The organism is Kineococcus sp. DHX-1 (assembly GCF_042473625.1).
In the GTDB taxonomy this organism is placed as follows: domain Bacteria; phylum Actinomycetota; class Actinomycetes; order Actinomycetales; family Kineococcaceae; genus Kineococcus.
Genome location: NZ_CP170445.1, coordinates 3,913,973 through 3,926,111 on the forward strand (window position 1 = coordinate 3,913,973; position 12,139 = coordinate 3,926,111).

The window sequence follows — 12,139 nt, forward strand, 5'->3', positions numbered from 1 at the left end:
TTACGATCGACTGTCGTCGTGACGGCGACGGGCCGGCGAGCAGGGGGTAAGTGGTGTCCGAACTCATGCAGATCGGCGAGGTCGTCGAACGGGTCGGGTACAGCTTCCGCACCATCCGCTACTACGACGAGATGGGCCTGGTCACCCCCACCCAGCGCACGCCCGGCGGGTTCCGCCTCTACACCGAGATGGACGTCTACCGGCTGCTCGTCCTCAAGCGCATGAAGCCGCTGGACTTCTCCCTCGACGAGATGCGCGAACTGCTGTCCGTCCTGGACGCCCTCGACGGCCGCGTCCCCTCGCAGACGCCGCGCGAGGAGCTGTTCGCCAAGCTCGACGAGTTCCGGCAGGCCGCCGAGGCGCGCGTGGAGAAGCTGCGGGACCGGCTGATGATGGCCGAGGAGTTCTCCCAGCGGCTGCGCGACGAGGCCGAGGGGCGCCACGACGGCGGCTCCCCCGCCCCCGAACCGCCCGTGCGCGAGGCGCACACCTCCGCCTGACCCGGGGCCCGACCTCAAGCCGGCCGTCCCGGGGGTCGATGACCCCGTGTGCACAAGCGCAGGGTCGGCCAGGTGGTCCCGGTCGTCGTCATGGCCGCGCTCGTCGCCTTCGCCGGGACTGTCCTGCTGCGCCAGCCCGCGGCCACGACGGCCGCCGGCACCGTCACGAGCGTCCGCACCGACGAGGTCTGCCTGAGCACCTCGGGGCACGGCGTCTGCCTCGACCGCGAGCACATCGAGCACCTCGCGCTCGGCGGGCTGCGTCCCGGCGACTGCGTCGACGTGACGAGGACCAGCGACCTCGTCGTCGCCGAGTCCCTCGTCCACGTCGTCCGCTGCTGACGTCCCCCGGATCCCCCAGACCCCGAACCCCGGGTCAGCCCGCGTAGGGCAGCGCCGGCATCCCCTGCACACCCGGGACGTACCGGAAGACGCTCCCGGCCGCGGGGTCGTCGTCGTCCGCGAGGCCCTCGCGCGACGTCGTGATGAACAGCTCGGAGTAGTCGTCCCCGCCGAAGGTGCAGGCCGTGACCTGCCGGGCGCCGACCTCGACGACGGCGTCCAGCGTGCCGTCGGGGGCGTAGCGGCGGACGGCGGAGCCGCCGAACAGGCCCATCCAGACCCCGCCCTCGGCGTCGACGCACAGCCCGTCGGGGCGGTTGGTGCCGCCCTCGTCGTTGACCTGGGCGAACGGACGGCGGTTCGTCAGCCCGCCGTCGCGGGAGTAGTCGAAGACGTCGGTGCGGCCCGTCGCGGTGTCGTTGTAGTACGCCAGGGTGCCGTCCGGGCTCCAGCCCAGGCCGTTGGAGATCGTCACGTGCTCGATGACGACCTCGACGTTCCGGTCGGCGTCCATGCGGAACACCGCGCCGCGGCCCACGCCCTTGCCGTCGGCCTGGTCGTAGGCCATGTTCCCGGCGTAGAAGCGGCCGTCGGGGTCGCAGCCGCCCTCGTTCATCCGGATCCGCACGCGCGGGCCCCACAGCTCCGGCAGGCGGGTCAGCTCCCCGTCGGCGTCCTCGAGGACGATGCCGCGCTCGACGGCGACGACCGCTCCCCCGCCGACGCGCGGCCGGGTGATGGCCACGACGTCGCCGTAGTGCTTGCGCGACGTGCTGCCGTCGGGACCGAGGGTCACGATGTCGCCCTCGTAGAGGTCGACGAAGCGCAGACCTCCCCACGTCGGGGACCAGCAGGGCCCCTCGCCGTGTCCCACGAGCCGGTCGGTGATGCGCTCCGCTGCTGCCACGCTCCGCACCCTAGTGGCCACCGGTCCCCGAACTCCGGGCCCCCGAGGAGTCGATACCCTCATCGCCGGGGCGAATGGCCGTTCGCGCCGGGGTCGACCGGAGGGGAGTCGACCCCGGCGGGGCCGTCGCACCGGCGCGGGGTCTCAGAGCGCGGGCGTCGGGTGGTAGGCCAGCTCCGGCCGCCCGGACCCGCCGTAGCGCGGTTCGCGCCGGGCCCGTCCCGCCGTCGTCAGGTGCTCGAGGTAGCGGCGGGCCGACACCCGCGACAACCCCGTCCCGGCCGCCACCTCCGCCGCCGAGAGCCCCTGTCCCACAGGCGCTTCCCGCAGCGCCGCGACGACGGTCTGCAGCGTCGGGCCGGCCACTCCGCGGGCGGGGACGGCCGACGTCCGCAGCTGCGAGAGCGCCTCGTCGATCGCCTGCTGGTCGATGCCGTGGTCCCCCGAGGCGGCCGCGACGTCGGCGCGGAACCGCGCGTAGGCGCGCAGCCGCTCCTCCAGCGCGGCCGCCGTGAACGGCTTCAGCAGGTACTGCACGACGCCCATCGACAGCGACTGCCGGACGACCGCAGGGTCGCGCGCGGCCGTCACGGCGATGACGTCGGCGGGCACGGCCGCCGCCCGCAGTGCCCGCAGCACCTGCAGGCCGCCGACGTCGGGCAGCGTCATGTCGAGCAGGACGAGGTCGATGGGCGTCCGCTCCCCGGCCGCGCCCACCGCGGCGAGCGCCTCGCGGCCGGAGTTCGCGACGGCCACGACGGTGAACCCGGGCACGGCGGAGACCTTGTCGGCGTGCCCGGCCGCCAGCAGGGGGTCGTCCTCGACGACGAGGACGCGGATCACGAGCCCACCGGCACCTGCGCCGGCAGGGGCAGCTCGACGACGACCGTCCCGCCGCCGTCGTCGAGGGTCACGGGTTCCTCCACGCGCACCGTCCCACCGTGCCGCCGGACGACCTGCCCCACCAGCGCGAGCCCGAGCCCGTGCGCCCCCTCGGGGGACAACCGGTGCTCCTTGCGCGACCAGCCGCGCTGCATCGCCCGCTCCAGGCCCGCCGCTCCGAGCCCCTCCCCGGAGTCGGTGACGCGCACCTCGACCCGACCCCCGGGCGCGGTGATGCGGACGCGGACCCAGCGCGGTCCGGGGGCCTCCAGCGCGGCCTCGACGGCGTTGTCGACGAGGTTGCCGACGACGGTGACGAGGTCGCGCGCCGGGAGCAGCCCCTCGGCCAGGGCGGTGTCGGGTTCCACCTCGAGCTCGACCCCCCGCTCGGCGGCCTGCGCGGACTTGCCGATGAGGAGCGCCGCGACGGCCGGGTCGGCCACGTCCGCGACGACGAGGTCCGTGAGCTGCTGCGCCGCAGCCAGTTCCGCCGTCGCGAACTCGATCGCACGGTCGGGCTGGCCCTGCTCGACGAGGGTCACGACGACGTGCAGGCGGTTCGCCGACTCGTGGGCCTGGGACCGCAGCGCCTCGGCCAGGGCCCGGACGGCGTCGAGGTCGCGCGTCAGGGCCTGCAGCTCGGTGTGGTCGCGCAGCGTCACCACCGTGCCGACGCGGCGGCCCTCCCAGTGCGCGTCGAGCCGGCTGACGACCAGGACGCGGTCGTCGGTGACCTGCACGTCGTCGACGACGTCCTCGCCGGCCTCCAGCAGCCGGCTCAGCGCCGGACCGAGCTCCAGCTCGCCGCCCGCGCCGGTCGGCAGCAGGCGCCGCGCCTCGTCGTTGGCGACCTGCACGCGCCCGGAGGGGTCCACGACGACCAGCCCCTCGCGCAGGGAGTGCAGGACGGCGTCGTTGACCTCCCACAGGCGGGTGAGGTCGGCCGGTTCGAGGCCGTGGGTGCGGCGACGCACCCAGCGGGACAGCGCCCAGCTGCCGACCAGGGACAGCGCGAGCGCGAGGGCGAGGGCCAGCACGAGGACGGGCAGCCGGTCGAGGAGGTCCTGCGTCACCGACCGCGTCGCGACGCCCGCCGCGACCGCGCCGACGACGGTGCCGTCGGGTCCGCGGACCGGCAGGACGGCCCGCACCGACGGCCCGAGCGTGCCCGTGTACGTCTCGACCACCTCTCCGCCGGCCAGCGCCGCGTCGGCGTTGCCGACGAACGTCTGCCCGATGCGGGCGGGGTCCGGGTGCGTCCACCGCACCTTGTCGCGGTCCATGACGGTGATGAAGTAGACGCCCGTCGCCCGGCGGACGTCCTCGACGTGCTGCTGGATGCCTGCCCGGTCCGCCGTGGCGGGATCGGCGAGGCCGTCGCGGACGTCCGGGGCCTGCGCGACGGCGGCGGCCACGTCGGCGACCTGGGTCGTGGCGTCGCGGCGGGTGTCGGTGCGCAGCTGCCAGCCCAGGGCCGCCGTCGCGGCCACCAGGACGATCCCCACGACGAGCAGCTGGAGGACGAGGACGCGCGAGGCCAGGGTCCAGTGCCGGCGGCGCCGCGGTGTCCCGGCGAGGGCGGGGACGTGAACGAAACGACCGGAAGCGCGACCGGTCCGACCTCCTGTGAGCACCATCACCCCAGTCCTTCAGCCAGCAGTACCCGGACGTCACCGAGAGGGTCCCATGAGCACAGGCGCTCAGAACTCCGCTTCGCCGTTCTCCGCTCCGCAGGTCGCCAAGAAGCGGGACCGCACGCACTTCCTGTACATCGCCGTCATCGTCGCCGTCGCCGCTGGCATCGCCGTCGGGCTGCTGGCGCCGGACCTCGGCAAGGAGCTCAAGCCCCTCGGGACGGGCTTCGTCGCCCTGGTGAAGATGATGATCGCGCCGGTCATCTTCTGCACCATCGTCCTGGGCATCGGCTCGGTCCGGCAGGCCGCGCAGGTCGGCCGGGTCGGCGGGGTCGCCCTGCTGTACTTCCTCGTGATGAGCGGTTTCGCGCTCGTCATCGGCCTCGTCGTCGGGAACCTGCTGCCGACCACGAACCTGCAGCTGACCGACGCCCTGCGCGGCCAGGGCGCCGAGCTCGCCGCGAAGGCGGGCGAGAGCGGCGGCACCACCGAGTTCCTGCTCGGCATCATCCCGACGTCGCTGCCCTCGGCCCTCACCGACGGCTCGGTCCTCGAGGCGCTGTTCGTCGCCCTCCTCGTCGGGTTCGCGATCCAGGGCCTCGGCGAGACCGGCCAGAAGGCCCTCGTCGCCATCGAGGCCATCAAGAAGATCGTCTTCAAGGTCCTCGCGATGGTCATGTGGGTCGCGCCGATCGGGGCGTTCGGCGCCATCGCGGCCGTCGTCGGCGAGACGGGCGTCGAGGCGCTGAAGGCGCTCGCGATCGTCATGGTCGGGTTCTACGTGACCTGCGCGCTGTTCGTCTTCATCGTCCTGGGCCTGCTGCTGCGGGTCGTCGCAAAGATCTCGCTGTTCAAGGTCCTGAAGTACGTGGCCCGCGAACTCCTGCTCATCGTCTCCACCTCCAGCTCCGAGACCGCGCTGCCCCGGCTCATCGCCAAGATGGAGCACGCCGGCGTCTCGAAGTCGACGGTCGGCATCGTCGTCCCGACGGGGTACTCCTTCAACCTCGACGGCACCGCGATCTACCTGACGATGGCCTCGCTGTTCATCGCCAGCTCGCTCGGCGACCCGCTGTCGATCGGCGAGCAGGTCTCGCTGCTGCTGTTCATGGTCGTCGCGTCGAAGGGTGCGGCCGGGGTCTCCGGCGCCGGCCTGGCCACGCTGGCCGGCGGCCTCGCCGCCCACAAGCCGGCCCTGCTCGACGGCGTCGGCCTCATCGTCGGCATCGACCGGTTCATGTCCGAGGCCCGTGCGGTCACGAACTTCATCGGGAACACCGTCGGCACCCTGGTCATCGCCACCTGGAGCCACACCCTGGACCGCGAGCAGCTCTCCGCGGTCCTGGCCGGGAACCGCCCGTTCGACGAGACGTCGATGGACCCGGCGCACAACGCTCCGGCACAGCAGGAGCAGAAGACGCCGGTCACCGTCCCCTGACCCGACCGGTCCCCTGACCCGACCGGTCCCCAGACCCCGGACGCCCCGACCCTGCGCAAGGGTCGGGGCGTTCGGCTGTCCTGCAGGAGGTCAGACGCGGAAGCGGGCGACCTGCTCGCGCAGCTGCACGGCCATGCTCGACAACTCCGAGACCGCGGCGCGGGTCTGGGCGACGCCCTCGCTCGTGACGGAGGCCGCGTCCGCGACGGACCCGACGTTCTCGGCGATCTGACCGGACCCCAGGGCCGCGTCGGCGACGTTGCGGTTCATCTCCGCCGTCGTCGCGGTCTGCTCCTCCACCGCCGAGGCGATGGTGCCCTGGTGGTCGGAGATCTGCGTGATGACGTCGACGATCTCGCCGATGGCGGCGGCCGCGGACGTGGCGTCCTCCTGGATGCGCTGGACCCGGCGGGCGATGTCCTCGGTGGCCTGCGCGGTCTGCACCGACAGCTCCTTGACCTCGCCGGCGACGACGGCGAAACCCTTGCCGGCGTCGCCCGCGCGGGCCGCCTCGATGGTGGCGTTGAGCGCGAGCAGGTTCGTCTGCTCCGCGATCGCGGTGATGACCTTGATGACGTTGCCGATCTCGCGGGAACTCTCCCCCAGGGCCGAGACCGTGCTGTTCGTGGAGTCCGCGATCGCGACGGCGGTCCCGGCGACGCGGGCGACCTCGGTGGTGCCGCCGGAGATCTCCGCGATGGAGGCCCCCATCTCCTCGGCGCTGGCCGCGACGGTCTGCAGGTTCGTCGACACCTCGTGGGCGGCGGAGGCGACGACCTGGGCCTGCGTGGACGTGCGGTGGGCGGAGTCGGCGATGCCGGCGGCGGTGGCGGTCATCTCCTCGGCGGCCGCGGACACCGCGGTCGAGGAGTGGCCCACGGCGCTCAGCAGCGACCGCAGGTTCCCCAGCGCGGTGTTCAGCGCGCCGGCGGTGACGCCCAGCTCGTCGCGGGAGTCGACGGTCACGTCGTGGGTGAGGTCGCCGTCGGCCAGCGACAGGGCGGACTCGCGCAGGCGGTGGATGCGCCGCACGATCGTCGACCCGACGACCGTGGCGAAGACCCCGCTCAGCAGCAGGCCGAGGATCCCCACGACGACGATGACCGTGACGGCCGTCCCGGCGGACCGGTCGGCGCGGGCGACGGCCGCGTTGCCCATCTCGGTCTGCTTGTCGAGCTCGGCCGCGAGGTCGTTGAGGAACTTCGTCGTGATGCCGCGGACCTGCGCGATGTAGGCGGCCTCGTAGGCCAGCGGGCCCTGCTCGGCGACGGGCTTGATGGCGTCGAACGCGGCCCAGTAGGCCGTGAGCTGCTGCTGCGCGTCGGCCATCGCGGCGTCGTCGACGACGAACGGCTGGTACGCCGCGAGGGAGGCCTCGAGCTTGGCGCGGTAGTCGTCCTGCTCCTGCAGGATCTTCGCGCGGTCGCCCTCGGCGACGGGCCCGTACTCGATGACGCGCGTCTTCGTCGCCTGGAACCAGCGCTGCGCGTCGGTGAGGTGGGTGCGCGGCGCGACGTGCAGGCGCTGGGTGCTCGCCATGTCCGAGCGGAGCTCGAGGACGCGGGACACCCCCACGGCGCCGATGACGACCGAGACCACCGCCATGAGGGCGATGAGGGCGAAGATCTTGGTCTTGACGGGGAGGTCCAGCACTGTGCGCACGAACGTTCCATCGGCATGATCGTCACGGGTCTGACCCGCGTTGTGGGACCGTGCCCGGGTGCGCACCCCGAGAACCCCGTTGGTCCTGCTGACGGTTGCCGGGGCGGTGCTGCTGGTGGCCGGCGGCGTCGTGCTGTGGTGGCCGGGGGCAGTCGGCTTCGGCTGGTACGACGTCCCCGGCTGCCCCACCCCGTCGCTCGAGGGCGTCGTCCTGCTGACCTCTGGTCAGGGGTGGGGGCTGCTCGCGGCCGTCGCAGGACTGGTGCTCCTGGCGGCCGCGGCCGGGTGCCTCGTCGGCGCCCGCCTCAGCCGCGGCGGCCGAGCTCCAGGGTCTCGGTGACGACCGGCGCGATCTGGTCGGCCTCGAGGAGGAACCCGTCGTGGCCCGACGTCGAGGTCACGACGCGCAGGCCCCCCACGACCGACGGGGCCGCGTCGACGATGCGCCGGGAGTCGGCGACCGGGTAGAGCCGGTCGGAGTCGACGGCCACGACGACCAGGGGCGTCCGGACGGCCGCGAGCGCCGCCTCCGTCCCGCCGCGGCCCAGGCCCACGTCCCACGTGTTCATGGCGTCGGTGAGCGCGACGTAGGAGCCGGCGTCGAAGCGGCGGACCAGCTTGTCGGCGTGGTGGTCGAGGTAGCTCTGCACCGCGTAGCGGCCCGGCGCCCTCGGGTCCAAGGGGTCCTCGCCGAACTGGGCGTCCCGGCCGAAGCGGACGTCGAGCTCCGCGGCCGTCCGGTACGACAGGTGCGCGAGCCGGCGGGCCAGGCCGAGGCCGGTGTGCGGGCCCTGCCCGTCGGGGGCGTCGTGGTAGTCGCCCCCGCGCCAGCCGGGGTCGGAGACGACGGCCGTGATCTGGGCGGACTGCCCGCCGATCTGGTCGGCGGTGGAGGCCGCGGCCGACGCCAGCACGAGGGCGGCGCCGACGCGGTCCGGTTGCGCCGCAGCCCACTCCAGGGACCGCATGCCGCCCATCGACCCGCCCAGGACGGCGGCGAACCGGGCGATGCCGAGGTGGTCGGCGAGGCGGACCTCGGCCGCGACCTGGTCGGCGACGGTGAGCCGCGGGAACGCCGACCCCCACGGCCGGGACGTGCCCGGCCGCGGCGAGGACGGGCCCGTGCTGCCCTGGCAGCCGCCGACGACGTTGGCCGCCACGACGAACCAGTGGTCGGTGTCGAGGGCCCGGCCGGGGCCGACGAGCGCCGACCACCAGCCAGCGGTCGGGTGGCCCGGGCCGGCCTCCCCCGTGACGTGGGAGTCCCCGGTCAGGGCGTGCTCGACGAGGACGGCGTTGGACCCGTCCGGTGCGAGCGTGCCCCACGTCTCGTACGCGAGCCGGACCTGGGGCAGCACCCCGCCCAGCTGCAGCGGGAGGTCGCCGACGTCGGCGAAGCGCCGGTGCCCGACCGGGTCCCCCTCGCGCCACGCGCCGGTCGCGGGCGGTGCGGCGGGCGCCAGGGCGCGCGACACCTGCTCCGGCACGTCCGCAGCCAGTTCCCGTGCACCCACGTTGCGACCCACTTCAGCGACGACCACGCGCGTTCGTACCCCCTCGACGTCCCCAGTGTCCCCGACCGCGGACGGTCAGGCGGACACGGAGGCGGACTCGGAGCGGACGGCGGCGGCGGCCGCGAACCCGGCGCGCAGGTCGGCCAGGACGTCGTCGACGTGCTCGACCCCGACGGCGAGGCGCACCAGGCCCGGGGTGACGCCGGAGGCCCGCTGCTGCTCCTCCGTCAGCTGGCTGTGCGTCGTGGACGCGGGGTGCACGACGAGGGAGCGCACGTCGCCGATGTTGGCGACGTGGCTGTGCAGGACGAGCGCGTCGACGAAGGCCCGGCCCGCGGCGAGACCGCCGGCGATCTCGAAGGCCAGCACGGCCCCGGACCCCTTGGGCGCGTACTTGCGCGCCTGCGCGTGCCAGGGCGAGGTCGGCAGGGAGGCCCAGTTCACCGACAGGACGTCGTCGCGCTCGGCGAGGAAGTGCGCGACCTTCCCGGCGTTCTCGACGTGCCGCTCCATGCGCAGCGACAGCGTCTCCAGCCCCTGGGCGATGAGGAACGCGTTGAAGGGCGCGACGGCGGGACCGAGGTCGCGCAGCAGCTGCACGCGCAGCTTGATGAGGTACGCCAGCGGACCGACCGCGTCGGTGAAGACCACGCCGTGGTAGCTGGGGTCGGCCGTCGTCAGGCCCGGGAAGCGGCCGGAGGCGGCCCAGTCGAAGCGGCCGGAGTCGACGATGGCGCCGGCGATCGTCGTGCCGTGGCCGCCGAGGTACTTCGTCGCGGAGTGCACGACGACGTCGGCGCCGTGCTCGAGCGGGCGGATCAGGTACGGCGTCGCGATGGTGTTGTCGACGACGAGCGGGACGCCGTGCTCGTGGGCGACCCCCGCGACGACCTCGATGTCGAGGACGTCACCGGCGGGGTTGGAGATCGTCTCGCCGTAGAAGAGCTTGGTCTCGGGGCGGACGGCCGCGGCCCACGACGCCGGGTCGTCCGGGTCCTCCACGAAGCTCACCGTGATGCCCATCTTGGGCAGCGTGTGGTGGAAGAGGTTGTACGTGCCGCCGTAGAGCCGCGGACTGGAGACGACGTGGTCGCCGGCCTGGGCGATGTTGAGGACGGCGAGGGTCTCGGCGGCCTGGCCGGAGGCGACGAGGAGGGCGCCGACGCCGCCCTCGAGCGCGGCGATGCGCTGCTCGACGACGTCCTGCGTCGGGTTCATGATCCGCGTGTAGATGTTGCCCATCTCGGTCAGGCCGAAGAGGGCCGCCGCGTGCTCGGTGTCGCGGAAGGCGTAGCTCGTCGTCTGGTAGATCGGCAGCGCGCGGGCGCCCGTCGTGGGGTCGGGGGTCTGCCCGGCGTGGACCTGGAGCGTCTCGAAGCTCCAGGTCGCGGGGTCGACGGCAGGGGTGTTCTCGGTGCTCACGCTTCGTCCTTCGAGTGGGGTGGGGTGGGGTCGGGGCGCGTCAGGAGCGCCGACACAGCCCGTCGAAGAGGTACGCGCGCCGGCTCGGCCAGAACGGGTCGAGCACGACCAGCGGCGGGAGCACGCTCCGATGGTGCCGGTGGGGGTGACTCCCCGGCAACCTGCGGGACGCCGGTTGTGTGCTCAAGATCAACGGAGAGTGTTCTAGCGAACACTCCGCGAAACCGCCGAACGTCTGGCAGGCTGGCCCAGCAACTCTGTGCGACACCTCCTTCACGTTCAGCAGTACTTCTTGACGCCTACTTCTCAGTTGTGGAGCCTCGATGGACGACCAGCGCACCCCCGCGGCCAGCCCCTCGCAGGTCGCGGACGACTCGGTCCAGGTGATCCGCTGGGACGCGCCCAAGTGGGCCTCCCGGGGTCTGGAGGTCGAGGGCGGGTGGCTGCACAGCTACGAGGCCCGTGTCGTCCCGCTCGAAGGTGACGAGGGCGCCGAGCGCCCCTGCCCCGTGCGCCTGGAGTCCACCGACCTCGCCTACGCCGAGCACGGCCAGACCGTGCTGCGCCGCTTCGGCCCGCGCGTCTTCATCGGCGACATCGCGCAGCTGTCCCTGCCCGAGGCCCAGCGCCTCGTCGCCGCCCTCACCGAGGTCATCGAGCGCGCCGAGGGCCCGACCGCCTGACGCCCCGGACCTGACGCCCCGCCCCGGACGCGCCGTCGGGGCCGCGCGGGCGCCCCGACACCCGGCGGACGGGACCGACCCCGAGGACCGGATACGTTGCGCCCATGACCCAGCGCACCGGCCGCGCCGTCCGGATCACCGAACCCGGCTCCCTCGAACTCGTCGACACCACCCACGCCGAACCCGGCCCGGGCGAGGCGCTCGTCGAGGTCGCGTACTGCGGCATCTGCGGCTCCGACCGCGAGGTCTTCGCGGGCACCCGCCCGGCGGAGTTCGTCCGATACCCCGTCGTCCCGGGCCACGAGTGGTCCGGCACGGTCCGCGCGGTGGGGGCGGGCGTCCCCGAGCAGCTCGTCGGCCGCGGCGTCGTCGGCCAGGGGATCCGCACCGCCGAGGGCACCCCGGCCTCGGTCGAGGGCGACACCGAGGGCTGGCCGCAGGACTACGAGGAGACGGGGTTCACCCTCCCCGGCGGCTGGTCGACGTGGCTGACGCTGCCGGCGCGGTACCTGCACCTGCTGCCCGAGGGCGCCGACCTGCGCGCGGCGGCCGGCATCGAACCCGCCGCGTGCGTCGCCGAGGCCGTCCTGCTGGCCGACGTCACCGCGGGCTCGAAGGTCGCGGTCGTCGGCGCCGGGACGCTGGGGCTGCTGTGCGTGCAGCTGCTCGAGGGCGCCGGCTGCGAGGTCACGGTCGTCCACCACAACGACGAGCGCCGCGAGCTCGCCGAGCGCTGCGGCGCCGCGCACTACACCGGCGACGCCTCGACGCTGGGCGCGACGTTCGACGCCGTCATCGAGGCCGCGGGCGTCCCGGGCATCGCCCGCACGTCCGTCCGCCTGGCCCGTCGCGGGGGCCGCGTCGTCCTGACGGGCATCCCCGCCCAGGACGCCGACGACCTGTCCTCCCTCGAGCTGGTCTCGCGCAACGTCCACGTCCTGACCGTCTTCGGCGCGCCGACGCGGGCCTGGGCCTACGCCGTCCGGGCGTTCTCCGCGGGGATCCTGGACCCGACGCCGCTCATCACCCACGAGTTCGACCTGGCCGAGGCGAAGGACGCCCTCGACGAGCTCGCCGCCCGCCGCGGGGCGCTGAAGGTCCTCCTCAAGCCCTGACCTTCTAGAAGCGGAACCCCTTGTCTTCCAGGGGTTCCGC

General features: G+C 73.8%; 12 protein-coding genes. 6 read left to right on the plus strand and 6 right to left on the minus strand.

Translation table 11 applies throughout. The features are described 5' to 3' along the window. Nucleotides 1–50: 50 nt before the first annotated feature. Entirely contained in the window at nt 51–500 is a 450-nt protein-coding gene (locus ACFEMC_RS18800) for a MerR family transcriptional regulator (RefSeq protein WP_380171035.1), read from the plus strand. Between the two features lie 72 nt (nt 501–572). After that, nucleotides 573–842: a hypothetical protein gene (locus ACFEMC_RS18805; RefSeq protein ID WP_380171036.1), complete on the plus strand. Its 270-nt coding sequence runs from the start codon at nt 573–575 to the stop codon at nt 840–842. A gap of 34 nt (nt 843–876) precedes the next feature. Here ACFEMC_RS18805 and ACFEMC_RS18810 read toward each other — a convergent pair whose 3' ends face one another. From ACFEMC_RS18810 to ACFEMC_RS18820, 3 genes are all read right to left on the minus strand, one after another. Next, nucleotides 877–1,749, minus strand: a complete 873-nt coding sequence (locus tag ACFEMC_RS18810) for an SMP-30/gluconolactonase/LRE family protein (RefSeq protein WP_380171037.1) — start codon at nt 1,747–1,749, stop codon at nt 877–879. A 144-nt stretch (nt 1,750–1,893) separates the two neighbouring features. Next, the gene (locus tag ACFEMC_RS18815) at nt 1,894–2,592 is read right to left on the minus strand and encodes a response regulator (protein WP_380171038.1); all 699 of its coding nucleotides are present in this window, start codon (nt 2,590–2,592) and stop codon (nt 1,894–1,896) included. Next, entirely contained in the window at nt 2,589–4,268 is a 1,680-nt protein-coding gene (locus ACFEMC_RS18820) for an ATP-binding protein (RefSeq protein WP_380171039.1), read from the minus strand. Before ACFEMC_RS18820 ends, ACFEMC_RS18815 begins: the two co-directional genes overlap by 4 nt. Nucleotides 4,269–4,317: 49 nt before the next feature. On the opposite strand from ACFEMC_RS18820, the gene ACFEMC_RS18825 reads away from it, so the two are divergent. Next, a complete protein-coding gene (locus tag ACFEMC_RS18825; RefSeq protein WP_380171040.1) occupies nt 4,318–5,703 on the plus strand; it encodes a cation:dicarboxylate symporter family transporter in 1,386 nt (461 codons plus the stop codon). 90 nt (nt 5,704–5,793) lie between these two features. Here ACFEMC_RS18825 and ACFEMC_RS18830 read toward each other — a convergent pair whose 3' ends face one another. Next, nucleotides 5,794–7,365, minus strand: a complete 1,572-nt coding sequence (locus tag ACFEMC_RS18830) for a methyl-accepting chemotaxis protein (protein WP_380171041.1) — start codon at nt 7,363–7,365, stop codon at nt 5,794–5,796. 58 nt (nt 7,366–7,423) lie between these two features. Between ACFEMC_RS18830 and ACFEMC_RS18835 the strand changes: the two genes are divergently transcribed. Next, nucleotides 7,424–7,705: a hypothetical protein gene (locus ACFEMC_RS18835; protein WP_380171042.1), complete on the plus strand. Its 282-nt coding sequence runs from the start codon at nt 7,424–7,426 to the stop codon at nt 7,703–7,705. Here ACFEMC_RS18835 and ACFEMC_RS18840 read toward each other — a convergent pair. Together ACFEMC_RS18840 and ACFEMC_RS18845 are read right to left on the minus strand one after the other, a co-directional pair. Further along, nucleotides 7,671–8,840: a homoserine O-acetyltransferase gene (locus ACFEMC_RS18840; protein ID WP_380176879.1), complete on the minus strand. Its 1,170-nt coding sequence runs from the start codon at nt 8,838–8,840 to the stop codon at nt 7,671–7,673. The two genes, ACFEMC_RS18835 and ACFEMC_RS18840, sit on opposite strands and share 35 nt — an antisense overlap. 114 nt (nt 8,841–8,954) lie before the next feature. Beyond that, entirely contained in the window at nt 8,955–10,301 is a 1,347-nt protein-coding gene (locus tag ACFEMC_RS18845; protein ID WP_380171043.1) for a bifunctional o-acetylhomoserine/o-acetylserine sulfhydrylase, read from the minus strand. A 323-nt stretch (nt 10,302–10,624) separates the two neighbouring features. On the opposite strand from ACFEMC_RS18845, the gene ACFEMC_RS18850 reads away from it, so the two are divergent. Continuing rightward, nucleotides 10,625–10,984 carry a hypothetical protein gene (locus tag ACFEMC_RS18850; RefSeq protein WP_380171044.1) on the plus strand — a complete coding sequence of 120 codons (360 nt, stop codon included), beginning with the start codon at nt 10,625–10,627 and terminating at the stop codon, nt 10,982–10,984. A 104-nt stretch (nt 10,985–11,088) separates the two neighbouring features. Then, complete coding sequence (locus tag ACFEMC_RS18855) at nt 11,089–12,099, plus strand: zinc-binding dehydrogenase (protein ID WP_367636617.1); 1,011 nt, start codon at nt 11,089–11,091, stop codon at nt 12,097–12,099. Nucleotides 12,100–12,139: the final 40 nt, after the last annotated feature.